Source organism: Cupriavidus sp. L7L, assembly GCF_004353535.1.
GTDB lineage: Bacteria > Pseudomonadota > Gammaproteobacteria > Burkholderiales > Burkholderiaceae > Cupriavidus > Cupriavidus oxalaticus_A.
On the sequence record NZ_SMNY01000001.1, the window covers coordinates 140377 to 163555 of the forward strand.

Consider the following 23179-nt stretch of genomic DNA (forward strand, 5'->3'; position numbering starts at 1 on the left):
ATCTCCTCCTCATCAGCCACGCACCACCCACGCATATGCAAGCCACCCTCGACGCCTTCCGCGACGCCGTCAGGCAAGCCACCGAAACCCGCACGCCGCTGCGGCTGCGCGGTGGCGGCAGCAAGGACTTCTACGGCCAGGCACCTGAAGGCCAGGTGCTGGACACGCGCGCCTACGCCGGCATCGTCGACTACGACCCGGCCGAGCTGGTGATCACGGCGCGCTGCGGCACGCCGCTGGCGGAAGTCGAAGCCGCGCTGGCCGGGAAGCGCCAGGTGCTGGCCTTCGAGCCGCCCCACTTCGCGCTGCCCGGTCAGGCCAGCGCGGCCACGCTGGGCGGCGCGGTGGCCGCCGGCTTGTCAGGCCCGCGCCGGCAGTCGGTCGGCGCGCTGCGCGACTTCGTGCTGGGGGCGCAGCTGATGGACGGCAAGGGCGAGGTGATGAACTTCGGCGGCCAGGTGATGAAGAACGTGGCCGGCTACGATGTCTCGCGGCTGCTGGCGGGCTCGCTGGGCACGCTCGGGCTGGTGCTGGAAGTGTCGCTCAAGGTGCTGCCCGCGCCGTTCGACGAAGCCACGCTGCGCTTCGAGCTGGCGCAGGCCGATGCGATCCGGCAGCTGAACCAGTGGGGCGGCCAGCCGCTGCCGCTGGCCGCGTCAGCCTGGCATGACGGCGTGCTGCACGTGCGCCTGGCAGGCGCCACCGCGGCGGTGCGCGCCGCATGCGCACGACTGGGTGGCGAGCGTGTCGATGCCGCCGTGGCCACCGCGCTGTGGCAATCGCTGCGCGAGCAGACCCATGCCTTCTTCGCGCCGGCGCACGCGGGCCGCGCGCTGTGGCGCCTGGCGGTGCCGCCGGTCGCCGCGCCGCTGGACCTGCCGGGCCAGCAACTGGTGGAATGGGGCGGCGGCCAGCGCTGGTGGCTGCCCGCCGATGGCGCCACCAGGACCGATGCCGAAAGCGTGCGCGCCGTGGCCCAGGCCGCCGGCGGCCATGCCACGCTGTTCCGCAACGGCGACAAGTCGGTGGGCGTGTTCACGCCGCTGGCCTCGCCGCTGGCGGCAATCCACCGCCGCCTGAAGGCGACCTTCGACCCGGCCGGCATCTTCAATCCGCAGCGCATGTATCCCGGACTCTGATCCGGACCACCCAAGCGTTCCCACGCCCAGGCAAAGACCTCCCCACACCATGCAAACGACCCTGGCCGATTTTCTCCGCAACACGCCCGAAGGCGAGGAAGCCAAATCCATCGTCGGCAAATGCGTGCATTGCGGCTTCTGCACCGCCACGTGCCCGACGTATCAACTGCTCGGCGACGAACTCGACGGGCCGCGCGGGCGTATCTACCTGATGAAGCAGGTGCTGGAAGGCAATGCCATCACCGAAAGCACGCGCCTGCACCTGGACCGCTGCCTGACCTGCCGTAACTGCGAGTCGACCTGCCCGTCGGGCGTGCGCTACGGGCGCCTGGTCGACATCGGCCGCAAGGTGGTCGACGACAAGCTCGAAGCCGAAGGCATCCAGCGCCCCGCCGGCCAGCGCATGGCGCGCTGGGTGCTGCGCGAGGGGCTGACGCGCCCGAAGCTGTTCAGCACCGCGCTGCGGCTTGGCCAGATGATGCGGCCGATGCTGCCGGGCGCGCTGCGCAACAAGGTGCCGGCGCTGTCGCAAGCCGCCGAAGCCGGCACCTGGCCCCGCAATGTCCACGCACGCAAGATGTTGTTGCTCGACGGTTGCGTGCAACCGGCGATGTCGCCCAACATCAATGCCGCGACCGCGCGCGTGTTCGACCGTGTCGGCGTGCAACTGGTGGTGGCGCGCGAGGCGGGCTGCTGCGGGGCAATCCGTTTCCACACCGGCGACCACGACGGCGGCCTCGACAATATGCGCCGCAATATCGATGCGTGGTGGCCGCATATCGAAGCCGGCGCCGAGGCTATCGTGATGACCGCCTCCGGCTGCGGCGCGATGGTCAAGGACTACGGGCATTTGCTGCGCAACGATCCAAAGTACGCGGAGCGCGCGCGACGCGTTTCCGCATTGACGCGCGACCTGTCCGAGATCCTGCCGGACTTTGCCGACGACCTGCACGCCCTGGCCGGCGCGGTGCCGCGCGACAGCCGGCGCGTCGCTTACCACCCGCCCTGCACGCTGCAGCACGGCCAGCAGATCCGCGGCAAGGTGGAGGCACTCTTGACCGACCTCGGCGTGGAGGTCAAACTCTGCGCTGACAGCCACCTGTGCTGCGGCTCGGCGGGCACGTATTCCGTGCTGCAGCCGGAACTGGCCTACCGCCTGCGCGACGACAAGCTCGGCAAACTGCAGGCCACGCAGCCCGAAGCCATCGTGTCAGCCAATATCGGCTGCATCACGCACCTGCAAAGCGGTACCGATACGCCGGTGATGCACTGGGTCGAACTGGTCGACCGGATGCTGGGATAACATCCCCCGGCCGGAGCAAGGCCGTGGTTGTCTCCCCTCTCCCGCTTGCGGGAGAGGGGCGAAATGCGCAACCACGACCGCCCCCATGCTCCAGACCTTTGCCATCCTGCTGGTTTTCCAATCCGTCGGGGAGGTGATCAGCTACGCGCTGCGCCTGCCCGTGCCCGGCCCCGTGCTCGGCATGATCCTGCTGTTCGGCTGGCTCGTCTTCGACGACCGCCTGTTGCCCATCATCCAGGGCACCACCAGCGAACTGCTCAAGCACCTGTCGCTGCTGTTCGTCCCCGCCGGCGTCGGCATCATGGTGCACGCCAACCGCATCGAAGGCGAATGGATGCCGATCCTGGTGGCGCTGGTGATTTCCACCTGGCTCGCCATCGCCACCACCGCGGTAGTCACGCGCATGCTGATGCGCAAGCGCACCGGCGCGCCCAACGCCGGTGCGGAGGGAGAGCAGGCATGATGACGCCACGCCTCAACGAGATCTGGGTCTACCTGGCCGCGAGCCCGCTGGTCGGGCTGACGGCCACGCTGCTCGCCTACGTCTTTGCCTTCCGCATCTACGAGAAGTCGCGCTTCTCGCCGCTGGCCAACCCGGTGATGATCGCGGTGGCGCTGCTGGTCACGGTGCTGACCGTCACCGGCACGCCGTACAAGACCTACTTCGACGGCGCGCAGTTCGTGCACTTCCTGCTCGGACCGGCCACCGTGGCACTGGCGGTGCCGCTGTACATGCAGCTGCCCAAGCTGCGCACCCATGTGTTCCCGCTGCTGGCCGGCCTGGTGGCTGGCTCGGTGGTCGCGGTGGTATCGGCGGTCGGCATCGCCTGGCTGCTGGGTGCCTCGCCCGAGACCGTGCGCTCGCTGGCGCCAAAATCCGTGACCATCCCGATTGCGATGGGCGTGGCCGAGAAGATCGGGGGCCTGCCATCGCTGACCGCGGTGCTGGTGATGGGCACCGGCATCATCGGCGCGGTCAGCGCGACCAGCCTGCTGAACCTGCTGCGCATCCGCGACTACAGCGTGCGCGGCTTTGCCACCGGCGTGGCTGCGCATGGCATCGGCACCGCGCGCGCGTTCCAGGTGAACCAGGAAGCCGGCGCCTTCGCCGCGCTCGGCATGGGGCTGAACGGCGTGCTGACCGCGATCCTGGTGCCGGTGATGGCGGCGTGGATGCCACACTGACAGCCTCCTGACAGCACGCTGTCAGCAGCCCCCGCGCATGATGCGAGCTCCTCACTCCCCATCAACCGGAACCAAGGAGCCCGTCATGAGCAACCGTCTGATCAACTGGCTGGAAATCCCTGTCGTCGACATGGGCCGCGCCATCGGCTTCTACGAACAGGTCTTCGACACCACGCTGCGCCGCGAGACCATGGGCCAGGTCGACATGGCCGTGTTCCCGCACCCCGATCCGGGCGGCGCGCTGGTCGCCGGCGAAGGCTATCGCCCCAGCAACTACTACGGCACGGTGCCCTACCTGCACGCACCCGAGCTGGACGCGCTGCTGGAGCGCGCCGCGCGCGCCGGCGGCAAGACCGTGTTCGGGCCGCTGCGCCTGCCGGGCGAGATCGGCCGCATCGCGCATATCACCGATAGCGAAGGCAACCGCATCGGGCTGCACGAGCCGTTTGCCGGATAAGCGGACCTGTGCCACATAAGGGAAGCCGCCACGGATGAGCCGCCGCGCCGATCGCCTCTTCCAGATCGTCCAGGTCCTGCGCGGCCGCCGCCTGACCACGGCGGCGCTGCTGGCGCAGCGGCTCGGCGTGTCGGAGCGCACGGTCTATCGCGATATCCAGGCGCTGTCGCTGTCAGGCGTGCCGGTCGAGGGTGAGGCCGGCATCGGCTACCGGCTGCGCGCCGATTTCGATGTCCCGCCGCTGATGTTCAGTGCCATGGAAGTGGAAGCGCTGGTGGCCGGCCTGCGGCTGCTGAAAGCCTGGGGCGGCGGCGCGCTCGCCGCCGCGGCCGATCCCGCGCTGGAGAAGCTGGTCGCCGCACTGCCGGCCCCGCGCCGGCTCGCGGCGCAGCAAAGCCGCGTGTTTGCGCCCGAGTATGTCAACCAGTCGCACGTGCGCGAAGCCTTCGACATCGTGCACGGCGCGCTGGGCGAGCAAAAGCTGCTGCTGCTCGACTACTGCGACGCGCAGCAGCGCATCACCGAACGCGTGGTGATGCCGCTGGGCCTGTTCTTCTGGGGCAATGCGTGGCTGCTGGCGGCGTGGTGCACCACGCGCTCGGACTACCGCAGCTTCCGCCTCGACCGCTGCCGCGCCATCCGCATGCTGGACGACCATTTCCATGAAACCCCGGACCGGTCGCTCAACGGCTTCCTGCGCGCGGTGCGCGCCAGCGGCGCGTAGCTCAGGCCGCCGGATCGGACAGCAGCGTCTCGATATCCTTGCGCAGCTCTTCCGGCTTGGTGGTCGGGGCGTAGCGTTCGTACACCGTGCCATCGCGCCGCACCAGGAACTTGGTGAAATTCCACTTGATGCCCTGCGTCCCCAGCACGCCGCGCTTCTCGGTGGTGAGCCAGCGGTACAGCGGATGCGCCTGCTCGCCGTTGACGTCGATCTTGGCGAACATCGGGAAGCTCACGCTGAAGCGCGATTCGCAGAACTGGCCGATCTGCTGCGCATCGCCCGGCTCCTGCTTGCCGAACTGGTTGCACGGGAAGCCCAGCACTTCCAGCCCGCGCTCGCGATACTCCTCATACAGCCTCTGCAGGCCGGCATACTGCGGCGTAAAGCCGCATTCGCTGGCGGTATTGACGACCAGCAGCACCTTGCCGTGGAACTGCGACAGCGGCACGGGTTGCCCCGACAGCGAATTGGCATCGAACTGGTAGATATTGCTCATGGCAGACTCCTGCGGACTGCTTGCTCGTGGCCGAAGCATACGCCCATGCGCGCTGGCGTGCACGGCAGCCGGACTCTAGATCACGTTCAGGTGCTCGGTGCCGGCGCCCAGGTCGGTGTCCTTGGCGCGCGCGCTGTGCAGCTTGATCATCAGGCGCAGGTCATTGAGCGAGTCGGCATTGCGCAGCGCATCCTCGTAGGTGATCTTGCCTTCCTCGTACAGGTCGAACAGCGCCTGGTCGAACGAGATCATGCCCTGCTCGCGCGATTTCTTGATGACTTCCTTCAGCTCGTGGATCTCGCCCTTGAAGATCAGGTCGGCCACCAGCGGCGTGCCGATCATGATCTCCACCGCCGGCACGCGGCCCTTGCGCCCGGCGCGCGGCAGCAGCCGCTGCGACACCATCGCCTTCAGGTTCAGCGACAGGTCGATCAGCAACTGCTGGCGCTTTTCCTCGGGGAAGAAGTTGACCACGCGATCGATCGCCTGGTTGGCGTTGTTGGCGTGCAGCGTGGCCAGGCACAGGTGGCCGGTTTCCGCGTACTGCATCGCGTACTCCATGGTCTCGCGGTCGCGGATTTCGCCGATCAGGATCACGTCGGGCGCTTGGCGCAGCGTGTTCTTCAGCGCCACGTGCCACGACTCGGTATCGATGCCGACCTCGCGCTGCGTGACGACGCAGTTCTGGTGCGCATGCACGTATTCGATCGGGTCCTCGATGGTGATGATGTGGCCGTAGGAATGCGCGTTGCGGTGGTCGAGCATCGCCGCCAGCGTGGTCGACTTGCCCGAGCCGGTCGCGCCGGTCACGATCACCAGGCCGCGCTTGGACATCACGATGTCATGCAGCGTCGGGGGCAGGTCCAGGTCCGCCACCGACGGAATCCGCGTATTGATGGTCCGCACCACCATGCCGGCCTTCCCCTGCTGGATAAACGCCGACACCCGGAAGCGCCCCGCCTTGGGCGCGGTGATGGCGAAGTTGCATTCGCGGCTGGTGTCGAAGTCCTGCACCTGCCGCTCGTTCATCACCGAGCGCACCAGGCCCAGCGCCTGCGTCGGGTTCAGCGGCTGCTGCGACACCGGCGTGATCTTGCCGTCGACCTTGATCGCGGGCGGGAAGTCGGCGGTGATGAACAGGTCCGAGCCGCGGTTGCTGACCATCAGCTCCAGCAGGTCGTTGATGTACTTGGCGGCGGATTCGCGATCGAGCATGGCGGTGTCCTGCAGGAGTGCGGCAGCCGCATGCGTGCGGCGGCCAGGAGGCAAGCGTCGGTGCGGGCCTCAGCCCATGAATGCGTCGGGGTTCTTGGCAATAGCGCGCGCGTCGTTGTAGCTGATGGCGCTGCGCTTGATCAGGTCCGACAGGCACTGGTCCAGCGTCTGCATGCCCAGCCCGCTGCTGGTCTGCATCATCGAGTACATCTGCGCGATCTTGTTCTCGCGGATCAGGTGCCGGATTGCCGGCGTGGCGATCATGATTTCGTGCGCGGCCGTGCGGCCGTTGCCGTCGCGGGTCTTCAGCAGCGTCTGCGAGATCACCGCTTCCAGCGATTCGGACAGCATGGTGCGCACCATGTCCTTTTCTTCCGGCGGGAACACGTCGACCACACGGTCGATGGTCTTGGCCGCGGAACTGGTGTGCAGCGTGCCGAAGACGAGGTGGCCGGTTTCGGCCGCGGTCAGCGCCAGGCGGATGGTTTCCAGGTCGCGCAATTCGCCCACGAGGATGACGTCCGGATCTTCACGCAGCGCCGAGCGCAGCGCGTTGGCGAACGAATGCGTGTGCGGCCCCAGCTCGCGCTGGTTGATCAGGCTTTTCTTGGAGTTGTGGACGAATTCAATCGGGTCTTCCACCGTCAGGATGTGACCCATGTCGTTTTCGTTGCGATGGTCGACCATCGCCGCCAGCGTGGTGGACTTGCCTGAACCGGTCGGCCCCGTCACCAGCACCAGTCCGCGCGGCTTCATGCACAGGTCGGCGAACACCGCCGGCGCGCGCAGCTCTTCCAGCGTCAGGACCTTGGAGGGAATGGTACGGAACACCGCGGCGGCGCCGCGCTGCGTGTTGTAGGCATTGACCCGGAAGCGCGACAGGCCGGCAATCTCGAACGAGAAGTCGATTTCCAGCCGTTCTTCGTAGAGCTTGCGCTGGGTGTCGCTCATGATGTCGTACACCATGGCGTGGACATCCTTGTGCGCCATCGCCGCGACATTGATCCGGCGCATGTCGCCGTGGATCCGGACCATCGGCGGCATGTCCGATGACAGATGAAGATCGGACGCCTTGTTCTTGACGGCGAAAGCCAATAGCTGCGCGATGTCCATCTATAATGACCCCACCCTGAAATAGTTATCAGTACTTTAAGTACTTCTTATATGTCCGCCGGATTATGTCTGTGATTGCCGCCAACTTGCAAGCCGTGAACCAGCGCATTGCGGCGGCCGCACAACAGGCTGGCAGGCAGCCCGGCGACATCGCCCTGCTGGCCGTTTCCAAGACCGTATCCGCTGACCGCGTACGCGCCGCCGCCGAGGCCGGTCAGTTCGCCTTTGGCGAGAACTATGTCCAGGAAGGGGTGGAGAAAATCGCCGCGCTGGCCGATTTGCGGGGCCGGTTGCAGTGGCATTTCATCGGCCCGCTGCAAAGCAACAAGACGCGACCGGTGGCGGAGCATTTCGACTGGGCGCATGCCATCGACCGGCTCAAGATCGCCGAGCGGCTGTCGGCGCAGCGCCCGGCCGGGATGGCGCCGCTGCAGGTCTGCCTCCAGGTCAATATCAGTGGCGAAGCCAGCAAGAGCGGCGTCGCGCCGGCTGAGGTGCCGGCGCTGGCACAGGCCGTGGCCGCGCTGCCCGGCCTGCGGCTGCGGGGCCTGATGGCGATTCCCGAACCTGAAGACGATCCCGTTGCCCAGCGGCGGCCGTTTGCCGCCATGCGCGCGCTGCTGGGCGGGCTGCGGGAGAACGGCCTGGACCTCGACACGCTATCGATGGGCATGTCGGGCGACATGGAAGCCGCCATCGCCGAGGGCGCCAACCTGGTGCGGATCGGCACCGCGATCTTCGGTGCGCGCGGCTGAGCCGGCGCCAATATCAATCCAGACACTGCAGAGACACCCATGCTCGATACCCTCACCTTCGGCTTTCTCGGCGGCGGCAATATGGCCTCCGCGCTGATCGGCGGCCTGATCGCCCGCGGCGTTCCCGCTGGTTCGATCCGCGTGGTCGATCCTTTCCCGGAGGCGCAGCAGCGCCTGTCGCGCGATCTCGGCGTCCATGCCGCGGGGGCGCCGGATGCGGCATTCGGCGCCAGTGACGTGCTGGTGCTGGCGGTCAAGCCGCAGCAGTTCCGCGAGGCTGCGGCGCAGCTGCTGCCATACCTGCCGGCTGGCGATGGCAACCTGGTGATCAGCGTGGCGGCCGGGATCCGGTTGCAGGACATGCAGCGGTGGCTGGGTGGACGCAACCGGCTGGTGCGGGCGATGCCGAATACGCCGGCACTGGCAGGGATGGGGATGACTGGCCTGGCGGCGGCGGCAGGATTGTCGTCGGCTGACCGGGATGTTGCCAGCGCCGTGGCGCAGGCTGTGGGCAAGTGTGTGTGGGTCGAGAATGATGCGCAGATCGATGGCGTCACCGCCATCTCCGGCAGTGGCCCGGCCTATGTCTTCTATTTCATCGAGGCGATGCAGCGGGCAGCTACTGAGCTGGGACTGAGTGCGGAGCAGGGGCGCGAGCTGGCGGTTGAGACTTTTCGCGGTGCTGCGGCGCTGGCTGGGCAGTCTTCGGAGGCGGTTTCGACGCTGCGGGAACGGGTGACTTCAAAGGGCGGTACGACTTATGCCGCGCTGACGGCAATGGAGGCGGCTGGGATTGGTGATGCTTTCGTGCGCGCGATGCATGCTGCCGCGGCTCGGGGGGCGGAGATGGGGGGAGAGTTTGGGAAGGACTAGTGCTCGTGGGCTTTCGCTGCTGATGACATGCTGTCGGGCGTTTAGGTGTCCGCTGTCGCCGTTGGTGACATGCTGCGGCCGTTGAAGCGCCTGGTTCCGCCCTCCTGGGCGGGGTCACTTTTTGTCCGAGCGACAAAAAGTAACCAAAAAACGCGTCGCCTGAGCGGCTGGCTATCAAGTTATCGGCGTGGGTGGTTCGGGCGGTGGTGATTTCCGTTCGATGTGGCTAGTGGTTCGGACCTGCTACGCCAGGTGAGTCTGGGATAGTGGCTGCGTCGACCCACTATTGGACAATCCCCATGCCGGGCGTAGGCCGCCTGCTGCCGGCGTCAACACAGGAACGCCTTCGGCTGCGCTGCGCGCCGGCAGTACCTGTGATTTAGGGCTCGGGCACGGAGTGCGTCGCTGCGCTCGCACAGCTCCGTCGTGAATGACGCCGGGCCCGAAGCCCGGGCGAGGACGTGGGGCGGCGGCCTTGCCCTTAGGGCCGGCGCGCAGCGCAGCCGTAGGCGTTCCTACCATGCCGCCCGCAGCAGGGGCCACTCACAGCTCTGGGCTCGTTCAAACATCGCGTCAATCCAGAGCCACCGTGGCGCACCACGGCGTCAGGCAGTCCTGCCCCGCAACGAAGCAAAGCCCCGTACGAAAGCCCCGGCACACTACGATAAGAGTGGCCGCCCGCAGGGCCGCAACGCGCTTTTTGGGTTACTTTTTGCCGCTCGGGCAAAAAGTGACCCGCCCAGGAGGGCGGAACCAGGCGGTTCAACGGCCGACAGCATGTCACAAGCAGCGATATGCGAGTACTAAAACAGCCGACAACATGTCGTCAATAGCATGAGCCGTCGGCCATCAATCAAGAATCACACAATCAAATAAGCCAACGCCGTCCCAACAAAAACACACGCCCCCAGCCAATTGTTATGCCGAAAGGCAGCAAAACACCTCATCCGATCCCGCCCCCGGATCAGCGTGTAGTGATACCCCGCACAAACACCCGCCGCAGCCAGCCCAACCCAATACGGCCACCCAAGTCCCAGCATTAATCCTGCCAAAGCCATCAGCACCAGAAACGCCGCATAGCAAACCATAATCGCAAAGACATCAAAGCGACCAAACGTAATCGCCGAAGTCTTCATCCCGATCAGCAGATCATCATCCCGATCCACCATCGCATAAGCCGTGTCATAAGCCACCGCCCAAAACACATTGGCCAGCAACATCAGCCACGCCACCGGCGGCACCTGATCCTGGATCGCGGCAAACGCCATCGGAATGCCAAACCCGAATGCAATCCCGAGATAAGCCTGCGGAATCGCAAAGAACCGCTTGAAGAACGGATAAGTCCCCGCCACTACCGCCGCCACCACGGCGAGCCACTTGGTCAAGGCATTAAGCGGCAGCACCAGCGTAAACGCCACCAGCGCCAGCACCGCAGCAACAGCAAGCGCTTCCCAGGCGGCGATCTTGCCGGCAGTCAGCGGCCGCTCCTTGGTCCGCTTCACATGCCTGTCAAAATCCCGATCCGCCCAGTCATTGATCGCGCATCCCGCCGAGCGCATCAAAAACGTCCCTGCCACGAAGATCCAGAACAATCCCCACGACGGCGGCCCGCCGGCTGCCATCCACATGGCCCACAACGTCGGCCACAACAGCAGCAGCGTGCCGATCGGCTTGTCGATGCGCACCAGGCGCGCGTAGAGGGAAAGGCGTTCAAGCATGGAAGGAGGAGGCAATGGCGACAGGGACTGCACGGCGGGGATCCGGGAAGGAAGATTCAATGAAAACGCGCCACAGCCCGGATGGCTGCAGCGCGCAATGCCGGCCGCCGCGTGGCCGCGGCCGGAAGTCGCTCAAAGGCGTCAGGCGAGCATCGCGCGCAGCATCCACGCGGTCTTCTCGTGCGTCTGCATGCGCTGGGTCAGCAGGTCGGCCGACGGCTCGTCGCCGGCGGCGTCGATCACCGGGAAGAGCGAGCGTGCGGTGCGCACCACGGCTTCCTGGCCTTCGACCAGCTTGCGGATCATCTCGGTCGCCTCGGGCACGCCCTCTTCTTCGGCGATCGACGACAGGCGGGCGTATTCCTTGTAGGTGCCCGGTGCCGGATAGCCCAGCGCGCGGATGCGCTCGGCGATCGAGTCCACGGCCAGCGCCAGTTCGGTGTACTGCGTCTCGAACATCAGATGCAGCGTATTGAACATGGGACCCGTCACGTTCCAGTGGAAGTTATGGGTCTTGAGGTAGAGGGTGTAGGTGTCTGCCAGCAGCTTGGACAGGCCTTCCGCGATCTTCTTGCGGTCCTTGTCGGAAATACCGATGTTCACGCTCATCTCATTCTTCTTTGCCATGGTAGGTACGCTCCGTTCTGGTAAAGCACGAGGAGCGCCGCCGGAATTGCTGAAAACACGGTTCCGGGCGGCGCGTTACCCGCATTATTGCATTAGCCGGCGATCCCGGACAAACCCCGGACTATCTCGATAAAGACCACCGCGGCGCCGATCAGGATCACGCCGACGCCGACTTCCTTGCGCCACAGCTTGTGGCGCAGCCGCGCGGCATCGGGGCGCTCGGGCTTGTCATGGCCGTCATGCCAAAGCTTGCGCCACTCGTCGACAAAGAACCGGATCATTGCCATGGTGGTTCTCCCAGGCGCGGCGGCCATGCCAGCCGCGCCAGACGGTTACTTCAGGTCAAGCGCGCGCTTCACGCCCTCGCCGTAGGCCGGATCGGCCTTGGTGAAGTGCTCGATCTGCTTGCGCGCGATCTCTTCCGGCACGCCCTGCATTGCCGCCGCGATATTGGCGAACAGACGCTGGCGCTGGCCCTCGTCGAACAACCGGAACAGCGCGCCGGGCTGGCTGTAGTAGTCCGTGTCGACGCGGTGGTCCCAGCGGTCGGCCGCGCCGTCGAGCGCGAGCGGCGGCTCGATCGCGCGTTCGCTGGCGCTGTAGGCGCTTTCCCGGTTCGGTTCGTAGTTCAGCTTGCCGCCCTGGTTTCCGTCCACGCGCATCGCACCGTCGCGGTGGAAGGTATTGTGGAACGGGCATTGCGGCGCATTCACGGGGATCTGGTGGTGGTTGATGCCGAGCCGGTAGCGCTGCGTGTCGCCGTACGAGAACAGGCGGCCTTGCAACATCTTGTCGGGCGAAAAGCCGATGCCCGGCACAATATTGGCGGGATTCATCGCCACCTGCTCGACCTCGGCAAAATAGTTGTCCGGGTTGCGGTTCAACTCCAGCACGCCTACGTCGATCAGCGGGTAGTCCTTGTGCGGCCAGACCTTGGTCAAATCGAACGGGTTGATGTGGTACCTGACCGCGTCCGCCTCCGGCATGACCTGCACGCGCAGGTTCCAGCGCGGGAAGTTGCCCTGCTCGATATTCCCGAACAGGTCGCGCTGCGCGCTCTCGCGGTCGTTCGCCACCACCTTGGCCGCCTCTTCATTGGTCCAGTTGGCAATGCCTTGCTGCGACTTGAAGTGGAACTTGACGTAGAAGCGCTCGTTGTTGGCGTTGATGAACGAATACGTATGCGAGCCGAAGCCGTGGATCTGCCGATAGTTCTGCGGCAGGCCCCGGTCGCTCATAAGGATGGTGACCTGGTGCAGCGATTCCGGATGGCGCGACCAGAAGTCCCACACCGCGATCGGGTCGCGCAGGTTGGTGCGCGGGTTGCGTTTCTGCGTGTGGATGAAGTCGGGAAACTTGAGCGGATCGCGCACGAAGAACACCGGCGTGTTGTTGCCCACCACGTCCCAGTTGCCTTCATCGGTATAGAACTTGACCGAGAACCCGCGCACGTCGCGCTCGGCATCGGCCGCGCCACGCTCGCCGGCGACGGTCGAAAAGCGGATAAACAGCGGCGTTTCCTTGCCGATTTCGGCGAAGATCGAGGCCTTGGTGTATTTCGTGATGTCGTGCGTGACCCGGAACGTGCCGTAGGCACCGGAGCCCTTGGCATGCACGCGGCGCTCGGGAATGACTTCACGGTCGAAGTGGGCCAGTTTTTCGAGGAACCAGACGTCCTGCAGCAGCATCGGGCCGCGCGGGCCGGCGGTCTGCGAGTTCTGGTTGTCGGCAACGGGTGCGCCGGCTGCGGTGGTGAGAGTGTCCTTCTTGCTCATCTATTCCTCTTGTTGTGGGTGGGCTGGAAGAGAATTCCGCCTCAGTTGGCGGCGGCGTAGCAGGCAAGGCAATCGAGCAGGTAGCGCCCCATGCGGAGAGAGAACGGGCGCTTGATCGTTGTGCCGGAAATGGACTGGGCACTGGTGCTCATGATCGGCTCCTTGCCTGGTTCGATGCCAGTCGGCATGGTAGAAGGCAGTCTACAAACAAACTATTGGACTGAGAATTTAATTATTTATACCTATGTATTAGGTCAAATCTATTCGACTTGCCCCGGTTTCATGCCGGCGCAAAGTGATGGAGCGAAGGCAGGCTCCGAAAATGCCGTACTGCGGGGACAGAAAAACAAAGGCCGCAACGGATAGCCCGTTGCGGCCTCTGGCTTGCGTCTGGTTGGAGGATCAGGCGGCTTCCGCGAGCTCCTTGGCATCGAGCTTGCGCACGCCGGGCAGCTCGCAGGCGGCCACGGCATTGGCCAGTGCTTCCATCGCCGGCAGGCGGGTGAAGCTCTTGCGCCAGGCCAGCACCACGCGGCGGTCAGGCACCGGATCGGCGAACGGCACGTACGACAGCATGTCGCCCTTGGCCTTCAGGTCGGGCACCGAGGTACGCGGCAGCACGGTAATGCCGACGCCGCTGGCCACCATATGCCGGATGGTTTCCAGCGAGGAGCCTTCGAACGTCTTCTGGATGCCATCCGCGGCCTGCGAGAAGCGCGACAGCTCCGGGCACACGCCCAGTACATGGTCGCGGAAGCAGTGGCCGCTGCCCAGCAGCAGCATGGTCTGCCGCTTCAGCTCGTCCGGGTCGATCGCGCGCGCCTCGGCGAGCTGGTGGCCGCGCGGCACGGCGACCACGAAGGGCTCGTCGTACAGCGGACGCACCGTCAGGCCGGAATCGGGGAACGGCTCGGCCATTACCGCGCAATCGATCTCGCCCTGCTTGAGCAGCTCGATCAGCTTGTGCGTGTAGTTCTCCTGCAGCATCAGCGGCATCTGCGGCACGGTCCCGATCATCTGCTTGACCAGCGATGGCAGCAGGTATGGCCCGATGGTGTAGATCACGCCCACGCGCAGCGGCCCGGCCAGCGGGTCCTTGCCCTGCTTGGCGATCTCGCGGATGGCCATGGTCTGCTCGAGCACGCGCTGGGCCTGCGCCACGATCTGCTCGCCGATGTTGGTCACCGACACCTCGGAGGTGCCGCGCTCAAAGATCTGCACGTTGAGTTCGTCTTCCAGCTTCTTGATGGCCACCGACAGCGTCGGTTGCGACACGAAGCAGGCTTCGGCGGCCCGGCCGAAATGGCGCTCGCGCGCCACGGCGACGATGTACTTCAGTTCAGTGAGCGTCATGACTTATCAATTCCGGGTAGGCGATAGATTTTACCTTCGATTCCGGGATCTGTCAGAGCGCCCCCGGGATTTGTGCGGCATGCGTACGATGCGGCACAAGCACCGGCGCAATCAGGCCTTCAGGTAGTGTTCGCGCCCGCCGAGCCAGCGCGACAGGTGTGCTTCCACCGCTTCGGGGAACTGTGCCAGCATCAGCTCGGCCGCTTCCTGCGCGTACTCCACCAGCCACGCGTCGGTCTGCAGGTCGGCGAAGCGCAGCATGGCCTCGCCCGACTGGCGCGCACCGAGGAACTCGCCCGGACCGCGGATTTCCAGGTCGCGGCGCGCGATCTCGAAACCGTCGGTGGTCTCGCGCATGGTCGCCAGCCGCTCGCGCGCGGTCGGCGACAGCGGCGCCTGGTACATCAGCAGGCACACCGATTCGGCGCTGCCCCGCCCTACGCGGCCGCGCAGCTGGTGCAGTTGCGCCAGGCCAAAGCGCTCGGCGTGCTCGATCACCATCAGCGAGGCGTTGGGCACGTCCACGCCCACCTCGATCACCGTGGTGGCGACCAGCACCTGCATGCGGTTGGCGCTGAAGTCATCCATCACCGAGGCCTTTTCGGCAGGCGGCAGACGGCCGTGCACCAGCCCGACGCGCAGGTCGGGCAGCGCGGCCACCAGCGTTTCATAGGTCTCGACCGCGGTCTGCAGCTGCAGCGCCTCGCTTTCCTCGATCAGCGGACAAACCCAGTAGACCTGGCGGCCTTCTGCAGCGGCGTGATGGATGCGCGCGATCACTTCGTCGCGCCGCTCGTCGTTGACCAGGCGCGTGACGATCGGCGTGCGGCCCGGCGGCAGTTCGTCGATCACGGATACGTCCAGGTCCGCGTAATACGTCATGGCGAGCGTGCGCGGGATCGGCGTGGCCGACATCATCAGCTGGTGCGGCACGGTGTCGGTCGCCGGCACATCGGTCGCGCCCGCCTTGCCGCGCAAGGCCAGGCGCTGCGCCACGCCAAAGCGGTGCTGTTCGTCGACCACCGACAGGCCCAGCTTCGCGAAGCGCACCGTGTCCTGGATCAGCGCATGGGTGCCGATCACCAGTTGCGCCTCGCCCGACTCCACGCGTGCCGCGGCCACGCGCTTGTCGCGCGCCTTCAGGCTGCCGGCCAGCCAGACCACCGGCACGCCGAGCGGCTCCAGCCAGGCCGACAGCTTGCGGAAGTGCTGCTCGGCCAGGATTTCGGTCGGCGCCATCAGCGCGGCCTGGTAGCCGGCGTCGATCGCCTGGCACGCCGCCAGCGCGGCGACGATGGTCTTGCCGCTGCCCACATCGCCCTGCAGCAGCCGATGCATCGGGTGCGGGCGCGCCATGTCGGCGGCGATCTCGGCCACCACGCGTTCCTGCGCGCCGGTCAGCCGGAACGGCAGCGCCGCCAGGAAGCGCGTCAGCAGGCCGCCTTCGCGGCGCGGCATGGTCGGCGCGGTCTTCTCGCGCCGCGCCGCGTGCGCGCGCCGCAGCGAGATCTGCTGCGCCAGCAGTTCGTCGAACTTGATGCGCTGCCAGGCCGGATGCGTGCGGTCGGCCAGCGCCGCTTCGCTTTCTTCAGGAGGCGGCGCATGCAGCAGGCGCAGGCAGTCGGCCAGCGGGCGCAGGTGCAGGCGCGCCAGCGGACCCTGCAGCACCGGGCGCGGCAGCGTCTCCGGCATCGGCGTGCGCGACAGCGCGCCGCCGATGGCCTTGCGCAGGTAGGCCTGCGCGATGCCCGCGGTGGACGGATACACCGGCGTCAGCCGGTCCGGCAGCGCTTCGCCCTCCACCACCGGCCGCACCGTCGGATGGACCATCTCGGCACCAAAAAAGCCGCCGCGGATCTCGCCGCGCACGCGCAGCCGCACGCCTTCGGCCATCTGCTTGGTCTGGCTGCCGTAGAAGTTGAGGAAGCGCAGCGTCAGCTCGCCGGACGCGTCGGCAATCTTGACCACCAGCTGGCGGCGCGGACGGAACGTGACTTCGTTGGAGATGACCTCGCCTTCCACCTGCGCCGGCTGGCCGAGCCCCGCGCGGCGGATCGCATCGGCGATCGGCGCCAGCGTGGTCTCGTCCTCGTAGCGCATCGGCAGGTGCAGCACCAGGTCGACCGGGCGGCGCAGGCCGAGCTTGGCGAGGCGCGCTGCCGCCGATGAGGTGGCGGACGAGGTGGCGGACGATGCGGGCTTGCCCTTGCCCTCCCCCGCCTTGCCACGCGCGGGTGCGGCCGCCTCCTTGGCGGCATCGGCGGACAGGTCGTTCGTTTCGGTGGCGGTTCCGGGCATCGGCAGCGAAGACAGGCGGCAGGGACGGCTGGGGCAGCGGGCATGGGCAGGAACGCCGGCAAATAGCCGAAATAGCCGGTATCACGCCCGGCCCGGCGGCAAGCACGCCCGTGGCCTTACAATATCGGATTCGCCGATTGTACCCATGCCGGCCGCCACTACGGGCGGCGAGTGCCGCTTTGTGCCTCGCTTTCCGACCCGTCGCGGGCCCCGCGCGCCGTTTCCACGATGTTGACGCTTTCCGATTTCGATTTTCCGCTGCCGCCAGAACTGATCGCCCAGAGCGCGCTGCCCGACCGCAGCGCCAGCCGGCTGCTGGTGGTGGAACGGCTCGCGCCCGCCGACACCGCCGATGCGGTGCGCCTGGTCGACCGCGCCTTCAGCGACATCGTCGACTACCTGCGCCGCGAAGACCTGCTGGTCTTCAACGACACGCGCGTGATCAAGGCACGCTTCTTCGGCCACAAGCCCAGCGGCGGCAAGGTCGAGGTGCTGGTCGAGCGCGTGCTGGACTCGCATACCGTGCTGGCCCAGGTGCGCGCCTCGAAGACGCCCGGCGAGGGCAGCGCTCTTCACCTGGCCCAAGACGCCTTCACGGTGATGGTCGGACCACGCGTGGACCAGTTCTTCACGCTACGCTTCCCCGAGCCGGCGCTGGACCTGATCGAGCGCTACGGCCGCCTGCCGCTGCCGCCGTATATCACGCACGACCCGGACGCCTACGACGAGACCCGCTACCAGACCGTCTACGCGCGCAATCCTGGCGCCGTGGCGGCGCCGACCGCGGGCCTGCACTTCGACGACGCACTGTTCGCGCGGCTGGATGCCGCCGGCGTGCGCCGCGCCTTCCTGACGCTGCACGTGGGTGCCGGCACCTTCCAGCCGGTGCGCACCGAGAACCTGGCCGAGCACAAGATGCATTCGGAGTGGTATGCCGTCACCGAGGAACTGGCCCAGGCCGTGCGCGAGACGCGCGCCCGCGGCGGCCGCGTGATCGCGGTCGGCACCACTTCGCTGCGCGCGCTGGAATCGGCGGCGCAGCCTGATGGAACGCTCACCGCCGGCAGCGGCGACACCGATATCTTCATCACCCCGGGCTACCGTTTCCGGCTGGTCGATGCCCTGATCACCAACTTCCACCTGCCCAAGTCGACGCTGCTGATGCTGGTGTCGGCGCTGGCCGGCGTGGAAGCCATCCGCGCCACTTACCGCCATGCGGTCGAGCAGCGCTACCGCTTCTTCAGCTATGGCGACGCCATGCTGCTGACCCGCCGGAATGATGCCGATACCGCGGAACCCGCAGAAACCGCGGCCTGAACCCTGACATAAGCATGCTCAACTTCGAACTCATCACCACCGACGGCAACGCCCGCCGCGGCCGCGTCACGCTGAACCACGGCGTGGTCGAGACCCCGATCTTCATGCCGGTGGGCACCTATGGCTCGGTCAAGGCCATGTCGCCGCTGGAACTGAACGAGATCGGCGCGCACATCATCCTGGGCAATACCTTCCACCTGTGGCTGCGCCCGGGGCTGGACGTGGTCAACGCCCATGGCGGCCTGCACAAGTTTATCGGCTGGGATAAGCCGATCCTGACCGATTCCGGCGGTTTCCAGGTGTTTTCGCTGGGCGATCTGCGCAAGATCACCGAGGATGGCGTCACCTTCGCGTCGCCGGTCAATGGCGACAAGCTCTTCCTTTCGCCCGAGATCTCGATGCAGATCCAGCGCACGCTGAACTCGGACATCGTGATGCAGTTCGACGAGTGCACGCCGTACGAGATCGACGGCCGCCCCGCCACGCACGAGGAAGCGGCCAAGTCGATGCGCATGAGCCTGCGCTGGGCCAAGCGCTCCCTCGACGAGTTCGAGCGGCTGGAGAACCCCAATGCGCTGTTCGGCATCGTCCAGGGCGGCATGTACGAGGACCTGCGCGATGAATCGCTGGCGGGCCTGTCCGAGCTGGACTTCCACGGCTTCGCCATCGGCGGCCTGTCGGTGGGCGAGCCCAAGGAAGACATGATGCGCGTGCTCGAGCACGTGGCACCGCGCCTGCCGGCCAACAAGCCACACTACCTGATGGGCGTGGGCACGCCCGAGGACCTGGTCGCTGGCGTGGCCGCCGGGGTCGACATGTTCGACTGCGTGATGCCGACCCGCAATGCGCGCAACGGCTGGCTCTTCACCCGCTACGGCGACGTCAAGATCAAGAACGCCGCGCACCGCAACGACCCGCGCCCGCTCGACGAAAGCTGCGCCTGCTACACCTGCCGCAACTTCTCGCGCGCCTACCTGCACCACCTGCACCGGGTCGGCGAAATCCTGGGCGCGCGCCTGAATACCATCCACAACCTGCACTACTACCTGCAGCTGATGCGCGAGGTGCGCGAGTCGATCGAGCATCACCGCTTCGCCGACTTCCGCCGCCAGTTTGCGTCTGACCGCGCCCGCGGCACGCAGTGAAATCCGTGCAGCGGCGCGAACTTTCGTGCCGCTGCCGGTCGAATACCGGGGTTGCCCGGAGACGACATCCGGCATCCCGCGCTGTGCTCGCCGGCATCAGCCGCGAGTCGCCCCGAAGGCACCCCGAAGAAACCCGTATTCCGCCCTAGAATGCCAAAGGCGGGCGGAATGCGAATGGTAGAATGATCGATTACTTGACTGACTTTTGTGACGGAGAATCAACGTGCTGATTTCTAACGCATATGCCCAGACCGCCGGTGCCGGCGGCGCGGCTGGCGGCCTGATGAGCTTCCTGCCCATCATCCTGATGTTTGCGGTGCTGTGGTTCATCATGATCCGCCCGCAAATGAAGCGCCAGAAAGAAGCGAAGGCAATGCTCGAAGCGCTGGCCAAGAACGACGAAGTCGTCACCGCCGGCGGTATCCTGGGCCGCGTGACCAAGGTCACCGACCAGTACGTCAGCCTGGAAATCTCGGAAGGCACCGAGATTACCGTGCAGAAGAATGCCGTGACCGCGGTGCTGCCGAAGGGTTCGCTGAAGGCGCTCTGATCCGCCGATCGCCCCGATCGACTAAGCGACTCCCGCCTTTGTCTTTTCCGGCATGCCCGTTCGCGCATGCCCCGGCAGCCGCCTGATCCAGCCCGCCGGAGCCCTCGTGGCTCCGTTCCGTGGCTGCCAGGCGGCTGTTTGCCAAACCGGTTCGGCCCCGCCGACGTGGCGCGCCACGCCTGCGCCGGCCCCGCCAACCGCTGAATGACTGGCCCGAGATGAATCGTTATCCGCTTTGGAAATACCTCGTGATCCTGGTGGCGCTGACCATCGGCATCCTCTATACCCTGCCGAACTTCTTCGGCGAGGCACCCGCCGTGCAGGTGTCTTCGGGCAAGGCCACGGTCAAGGTCGACCTGTCGATGCAGAAGCAGGTCGAAGAGATCCTGGCGCAGAACCAGCTGCAGCCTGACGGCGTGTTCTTCGACATTTCCGGCCAGTCCGGCTCGGTCAAGGCGCGTTTCCGCACCACCGACGAGCAGCTCAAGGCCAAGGACGTGCTGTCGCGCGCGCTCAACCCGGACGCCGCCGATCCAACCTATGTGGTCGCGCTGAACCTGCTGTCGGGCTCGCCGCGCTGGCTGACCTCGCTGCACGCGCTGCCGATGTACCTGGGCCTGGACCTGCGCGGCGGCGTGCACTTCCTGCTGCAGGTCGACATGAAGGGCGCCGTCGACAAGAAGCTCGACAGCCTGGCCGGCGACGCGCGCACGCTGCTGCGCGACAAGAACATGCGCCACGGCGGCATCGACCGCGATGGCGAACGCCTGACGGTGCGCTTCAACAACGCCGACGAAGGCAACCGCGCACGTGCCCTGCTGGCCGACAACCTGCGCGAAGTGGCCTTCGCCATGGACGGCAACAACGTCGTCGGCACCTTCACCGAAGTGGCCCGCAAGGCCGTGCAGGATGCCGCGGTCAAGCAGAACATCACCACGCTGCACAACCGCGTTAACGAACTCGGCGTGGCCGAGCCGGTGATCCAGCAACAAGGCGCCGACCGCATCGTGGTGCAGCTGCCGGGCGTGCAGGACACCGCCAAGGCCAAGGACATCATCGGCCGCACCGCCACGCTGGAAGCGCGCCTGGTCGACAACGACGCGCCGCGCAGCCCGCGCCCGGGCGACCCGGTCCCGTTCGGCAGCGAGCTGTTCACGCAAGGCAACGGCGCCCCGGTGGTGCTGAAGAAGCAGGTCATCTTCTCCGGCGACCGCATCGAAAGCGCCTCCGCCGGCTTCGACCAGAACCAGCAGCCTTCGGTCAACATCAAGCTCGACGCCCAGGGCGGCCGCGTGCTGCGCGACGTCTCGCGCGAGAACCTGAAGAAGCCGATGGCGATCGTGCTGTTCGAAAAGGGCAAGGGCGAAGTGCTGACGGTGGCGACGATCCAGTCCGAACTGGGTTCTAGCTTCCAGATCACCGGCTCCTACTCCACCGAAGCCGCCAACGACCTGGCGCTGCTGCTGCGCGCCGGCTCGCTGGCCGCGCCGATGGAGATCATCGAAGAACGCACCATCGGCCCGTCGCTGGGTGCCGACAACATCCAGAAGGGTTTTGACTCGGTCGCCTACGGCTTTGCCGCCATCGGCGTGTTCATGATCCTGTACTACATGCTGTTCGGCGTGTTCTCGGTGGTGGCGCTGGGCGTGAACCTGCTGCTGCTGATTGCGGTGCTGTCGATGCTGCAGGCCACTCTGACGCTGCCGGGCATCGCCGCTATCGCGCTGGTGCTGGGCATGGCCATCGACGCCAACGTGCTGATCAACGAGCGCATCCGCGAGGAACTGCGCGCCGGCGCGTCGCCGCAGATGGCCATCGCGGTCGGCTTCGACCGCGCCTGGGCCACCATCCTGGATTCGAACGTGACCACGCTGATCGCCGGCCTGGCGCTGCTGGCCTTCGGTTCGGGCCCGGTGCGCGGCTTTGCCGTGGTGCACTGCCTGGGCATCCTGACCTCGATGTTCTCGGCGGTGTTCTTCAACCGCGGCCTGGTCAACCTCTGGTACGGCCGCAAGAAGAAGCTGCAGAGCGTGGCCATCGGCCAGATCTGGAAGCCGGGCAACGCCTCTGACACCCCGGTCGCCAAGTAAGCGGCCAGGACAGTCGATCAGCAAACTAGCAGTACAGAACAGGATTCAACATGGAATTCTTCCGCATCCGGCGCGACATTCCGTTCATGAAGCACGCGTTGATCTTCAACGTGATCTCCTTCGTGACGTTTGCCGCGGCCGTGTTCTTCCTCTGGCAAAAAGGCTTGCACCTGTCGATCGAATTCACCGGCGGCACGGTGATGGAGGTCAGCTACCAGCAGGCGGCCGACCTGGAAAAGATCCGCGGCCAGGTAAGCAAGCTGGGCTATACCGACGTGCAGGTGCAGAACTTCGGCACCTCGCGCGACGTGATGATCCGCCTGCCGCTGCAGAAGGGCCCGGACGGCAAGCCCGCCACCTCGGCCCAGCAGAGCGAGCAGGTGATGGGCGCGCTGACCGCGGCGTCGCCTGACGTCAAGCTGCAGCGCGTCGAGTTCGTCGGCCCGCAGGTCGGCAAGGAGCTGGCCACCGACGGACTGCTGGCGCTGCTGTTCGTGGTGGCCGGCATCGTGATCTACCTGTCGTTCCGCTTCGAATGGAAATTCGCGGTGGCCGGCATCATCGCCAACCTGCACGATATCGTCATCATCCTGGGCTTCTTCGCCTTCTTCCAGTGGGAGTTCTCGCTGTCGGTACTGGCGGCGATCCTGGCGGTGCTGGGCTACTCGGTAAACGAGTCGGTGGTGATCTTCGACCGGATCCGCGAGGCCTTCCGCAAGTACCGCAAGATGACCACGCATGAGGTCATCGACCACGCGATCACGAGCACGATGTCGCGGACCATCATCACCCACGGCTCGACCGAAATGATGGTGCTGTCGATGTTCTTCTTCGGCGGCCCGACCCTGCACTACTTCGCGCTGGCGCTGACGGTGGGTATCCTGTTCGGTATCTATTCGTCGGTGTTCGTGGCCGCGGCGCTGGCGATGTGGCTGGGCGTGAAGCGCGAGGACCTGGTCAAGACCGACAGGAAAGGCGAGTCGACCGACCGCAACGATCCGAACTTCGGTGCGCAGGCCTGACGCCCTGCAGCCCTGGTAAAAGAA

23 protein-coding genes are annotated in these 23179 nt (G+C 66.2%); 14 read left to right on the forward strand and 9 right to left on the reverse strand.

Features of this window, described 5'->3' with window-relative positions; all coding sequences use genetic code 11:
• Positions 1–35: 35 nt before the first annotated feature.
• From glcE to E1J61_RS00700, 6 genes are all read left to right on the forward strand, one after another.
• Positions 36–1139, forward strand: a complete 1104-nt coding sequence (gene glcE / locus E1J61_RS00675; protein WP_133092270.1) for a glycolate oxidase subunit GlcE — start codon at positions 36–38, stop codon at positions 1137–1139.
• A gap of 49 nt (positions 1140–1188) precedes the next feature.
• Positions 1189–2442, forward strand: a complete 1254-nt coding sequence (glcF, locus tag E1J61_RS00680; protein WP_133092271.1) for a glycolate oxidase subunit GlcF — start codon at positions 1189–1191, stop codon at positions 2440–2442.
• Between the two features lie 85 nt (positions 2443–2527).
• Positions 2528–2905, forward strand: a complete 378-nt coding sequence (locus E1J61_RS00685) for a CidA/LrgA family protein (RefSeq protein ID WP_133092272.1) — start codon at positions 2528–2530, stop codon at positions 2903–2905.
• Positions 2902–3627 carry an LrgB family protein gene (locus E1J61_RS00690; protein WP_133092273.1) on the forward strand — a complete coding sequence of 242 codons (726 nt, stop codon included), beginning with the start codon at positions 2902–2904 and terminating at the stop codon, positions 3625–3627. The genes E1J61_RS00685 and E1J61_RS00690 overlap by 4 nt, the downstream gene beginning before the upstream one ends.
• An 85-nt stretch (positions 3628–3712) precedes the next feature.
• A complete protein-coding gene (locus E1J61_RS00695; protein ID WP_207951162.1) occupies positions 3713–4084 on the forward strand; it encodes a VOC family protein in 372 nt (123 codons plus the stop codon).
• Positions 4085–4118: 34 nt separating this feature from the next.
• Positions 4119–4808 carry a YafY family protein gene (locus E1J61_RS00700; RefSeq protein WP_133092275.1) on the forward strand — a complete coding sequence of 230 codons (690 nt, stop codon included), beginning with the start codon at positions 4119–4121 and terminating at the stop codon, positions 4806–4808.
• 1 nt (position 4809) lies between these two features.
• On the opposite strand, the gene E1J61_RS00705 is transcribed toward E1J61_RS00700, so the two are convergent.
• The 3 genes from E1J61_RS00705 to E1J61_RS00715 form a co-directional block, all read right to left on the reverse strand.
• Positions 4810–5304 carry a glutathione peroxidase gene (locus E1J61_RS00705; RefSeq protein WP_133092276.1) on the reverse strand — a complete coding sequence of 165 codons (495 nt, stop codon included), beginning with the start codon at positions 5302–5304 and terminating at the stop codon, positions 4810–4812.
• 75 nt (positions 5305–5379) lie between these two features.
• Positions 5380–6519 (reverse strand): PilT/PilU family type 4a pilus ATPase, encoded by a 1140-nt coding sequence (locus E1J61_RS00710; protein ID WP_133092277.1) that lies wholly within the window; start codon positions 6517–6519, stop codon positions 5380–5382.
• 69 nt (positions 6520–6588) lie between these two features.
• Positions 6589–7632 (reverse strand): type IV pilus twitching motility protein PilT, encoded by a 1044-nt coding sequence (locus E1J61_RS00715; protein WP_063240245.1) that lies wholly within the window; start codon positions 7630–7632, stop codon positions 6589–6591.
• Positions 7633–7697: 65 nt separating this feature from the next.
• On the opposite strand from E1J61_RS00715, the gene E1J61_RS00720 reads away from it, so the two are divergent.
• Together E1J61_RS00720 and proC are read left to right on the forward strand one after the other, a co-directional pair.
• Positions 7698–8387, forward strand: coding sequence for a YggS family pyridoxal phosphate-dependent enzyme (locus E1J61_RS00720; RefSeq protein ID WP_133092278.1), 690 nt, complete (start codon positions 7698–7700; stop codon positions 8385–8387).
• A 39-nt stretch (positions 8388–8426) separates the two neighbouring features.
• A complete protein-coding gene (gene proC, locus E1J61_RS00725; RefSeq protein ID WP_133092279.1) occupies positions 8427–9260 on the forward strand; it encodes a pyrroline-5-carboxylate reductase in 834 nt (277 codons plus the stop codon).
• Positions 9261–10120: 860 nt separating this feature from the next.
• Here the strand turns inward: proC and ubiA are convergent.
• From ubiA to E1J61_RS00745, 4 genes are all read right to left on the reverse strand, one after another.
• Positions 10121–10978, reverse strand: a complete 858-nt coding sequence (gene ubiA / locus E1J61_RS00730; protein ID WP_133092381.1) for a 4-hydroxybenzoate octaprenyltransferase — start codon at positions 10976–10978, stop codon at positions 10121–10123.
• Between the two features lie 141 nt (positions 10979–11119).
• Complete coding sequence (locus tag E1J61_RS00735; protein ID WP_010815054.1) at positions 11120–11605, reverse strand: Dps family protein; 486 nt, start codon at positions 11603–11605, stop codon at positions 11120–11122.
• A 92-nt stretch (positions 11606–11697) separates the two neighbouring features.
• A complete protein-coding gene (locus E1J61_RS00740; RefSeq protein ID WP_133092280.1) occupies positions 11698–11892 on the reverse strand; it encodes a hypothetical protein in 195 nt (64 codons plus the stop codon).
• Between the two features lie 45 nt (positions 11893–11937).
• Positions 11938–13380 carry a catalase gene (locus E1J61_RS00745; RefSeq protein WP_133092281.1) on the reverse strand — a complete coding sequence of 481 codons (1443 nt, stop codon included), beginning with the start codon at positions 13378–13380 and terminating at the stop codon, positions 11938–11940.
• Between the two features lie 150 nt (positions 13381–13530).
• On the opposite strand from E1J61_RS00745, the gene E1J61_RS00750 reads away from it, so the two are divergent.
• Positions 13531–13746: a hypothetical protein gene (locus E1J61_RS00750; protein ID WP_133092282.1), complete on the forward strand. Its 216-nt coding sequence runs from the start codon at positions 13531–13533 to the stop codon at positions 13744–13746.
• A 36-nt stretch (positions 13747–13782) separates the two neighbouring features.
• Here the strand turns inward: E1J61_RS00750 and E1J61_RS00755 are convergent, their stop codons facing one another.
• Together E1J61_RS00755 and recG are read right to left on the reverse strand one after the other, a co-directional pair.
• Positions 13783–14733, reverse strand: a complete 951-nt coding sequence (locus E1J61_RS00755; protein ID WP_133092283.1) for a LysR substrate-binding domain-containing protein — start codon at positions 14731–14733, stop codon at positions 13783–13785.
• 111 nt (positions 14734–14844) lie between these two features.
• The gene (gene recG, locus E1J61_RS00760; RefSeq protein WP_133092284.1) at positions 14845–17031 is read right to left on the reverse strand and encodes an ATP-dependent DNA helicase RecG; all 2187 of its coding nucleotides are present in this window, start codon (positions 17029–17031) and stop codon (positions 14845–14847) included.
• Between the two features lie 228 nt (positions 17032–17259).
• Between recG and queA the strand changes: the two genes are divergently transcribed.
• From queA to secF, 5 genes are all read left to right on the forward strand, one after another.
• Positions 17260–18348 carry a tRNA preQ1(34) S-adenosylmethionine ribosyltransferase-isomerase QueA gene (gene queA / locus E1J61_RS00765; protein WP_133092285.1) on the forward strand — a complete coding sequence of 363 codons (1089 nt, stop codon included), beginning with the start codon at positions 17260–17262 and terminating at the stop codon, positions 18346–18348.
• A gap of 14 nt (positions 18349–18362) precedes the next feature.
• The gene (gene tgt / locus E1J61_RS00770) at positions 18363–19493 is read left to right on the forward strand and encodes a tRNA guanosine(34) transglycosylase Tgt (RefSeq protein ID WP_133092286.1); all 1131 of its coding nucleotides are present in this window, start codon (positions 18363–18365) and stop codon (positions 19491–19493) included.
• Between the two features lie 223 nt (positions 19494–19716).
• On the forward strand, positions 19717–20043 hold the full coding sequence (gene yajC / locus E1J61_RS00775; protein WP_133092287.1) for a preprotein translocase subunit YajC: 327 nt from the start codon (positions 19717–19719) through the stop codon (positions 20041–20043).
• Positions 20044–20261: 218 nt separating this feature from the next.
• On the forward strand, positions 20262–22133 hold the full coding sequence (gene secD, locus E1J61_RS00780) for a protein translocase subunit SecD (RefSeq protein WP_133092288.1): 1872 nt from the start codon (positions 20262–20264) through the stop codon (positions 22131–22133).
• Positions 22134–22183: 50 nt separating this feature from the next.
• Positions 22184–23155 carry a protein translocase subunit SecF gene (secF, locus tag E1J61_RS00785; RefSeq protein ID WP_133092289.1) on the forward strand — a complete coding sequence of 324 codons (972 nt, stop codon included), beginning with the start codon at positions 22184–22186 and terminating at the stop codon, positions 23153–23155.
• The last annotated feature ends 24 nt before the right edge of the window (positions 23156–23179 follow it).

Coding starts and splice junctions, on each gene's coding strand:
- E1J61_RS00700 (WP_133092275.1), top strand. CDS start 4,119: ATGAGCCGCCGCGCCGATCGCCTCTTCCAGATCGTCCAGGTCCTGCGC.
- E1J61_RS00705 (WP_133092276.1), bottom strand. CDS start 5,304: ATGAGCAATATCTACCAGTTCGATGCCAATTCGCTGTCGGGGCAACCC.
- proC (WP_133092279.1), top strand. CDS start 8,427: ATGCTCGATACCCTCACCTTCGGCTTTCTCGGCGGCGGCAATATGGCC.
- glcE (WP_133092270.1), top strand. CDS start 36: ATGCAAGCCACCCTCGACGCCTTCCGCGACGCCGTCAGGCAAGCCACC.
- E1J61_RS00695 (WP_207951162.1), top strand. CDS start 3,713: ATGAGCAACCGTCTGATCAACTGGCTGGAAATCCCTGTCGTCGACATG.
- E1J61_RS00710 (WP_133092277.1), bottom strand. CDS start 6,519: ATGCTCGATCGCGAATCCGCCGCCAAGTACATCAACGACCTGCTGGAG.
- E1J61_RS00755 (WP_133092283.1), bottom strand. CDS start 14,733: ATGACGCTCACTGAACTGAAGTACATCGTCGCCGTGGCGCGCGAGCGC.
- E1J61_RS00685 (WP_133092272.1), top strand. CDS start 2,528: ATGCTCCAGACCTTTGCCATCCTGCTGGTTTTCCAATCCGTCGGGGAG.
- queA (WP_133092285.1), top strand. CDS start 17,260: ATGTTGACGCTTTCCGATTTCGATTTTCCGCTGCCGCCAGAACTGATC.
- E1J61_RS00690 (WP_133092273.1), top strand. CDS start 2,902: ATGATGACGCCACGCCTCAACGAGATCTGGGTCTACCTGGCCGCGAGC.
- glcF (WP_133092271.1), top strand. CDS start 1,189: ATGCAAACGACCCTGGCCGATTTTCTCCGCAACACGCCCGAAGGCGAG.
- E1J61_RS00715 (WP_063240245.1), bottom strand. CDS start 7,632: ATGGACATCGCGCAGCTATTGGCTTTCGCCGTCAAGAACAAGGCGTCC.
- E1J61_RS00735 (WP_010815054.1), bottom strand. CDS start 11,605: ATGGCAAAGAAGAATGAGATGAGCGTGAACATCGGTATTTCCGACAAG.
- recG (WP_133092284.1), bottom strand. CDS start 17,031: ATGCCCGGAACCGCCACCGAAACGAACGACCTGTCCGCCGATGCCGCC.
- E1J61_RS00750 (WP_133092282.1), top strand. CDS start 13,531: ATGATCGGCTCCTTGCCTGGTTCGATGCCAGTCGGCATGGTAGAAGGC.
- E1J61_RS00740 (WP_133092280.1), bottom strand. CDS start 11,892: ATGGCAATGATCCGGTTCTTTGTCGACGAGTGGCGCAAGCTTTGGCAT.
- secD (WP_133092288.1), top strand. CDS start 20,262: ATGAATCGTTATCCGCTTTGGAAATACCTCGTGATCCTGGTGGCGCTG.
- E1J61_RS00745 (WP_133092281.1), bottom strand. CDS start 13,380: ATGAGCAAGAAGGACACTCTCACCACCGCAGCCGGCGCACCCGTTGCC.
- secF (WP_133092289.1), top strand. CDS start 22,184: ATGGAATTCTTCCGCATCCGGCGCGACATTCCGTTCATGAAGCACGCG.
- E1J61_RS00720 (WP_133092278.1), top strand. CDS start 7,698: ATGTCTGTGATTGCCGCCAACTTGCAAGCCGTGAACCAGCGCATTGCG.
- ubiA (WP_133092381.1), bottom strand. CDS start 10,978: ATGCTTGAACGCCTTTCCCTCTACGCGCGCCTGGTGCGCATCGACAAG.
- tgt (WP_133092286.1), top strand. CDS start 18,363: ATGCTCAACTTCGAACTCATCACCACCGACGGCAACGCCCGCCGCGGC.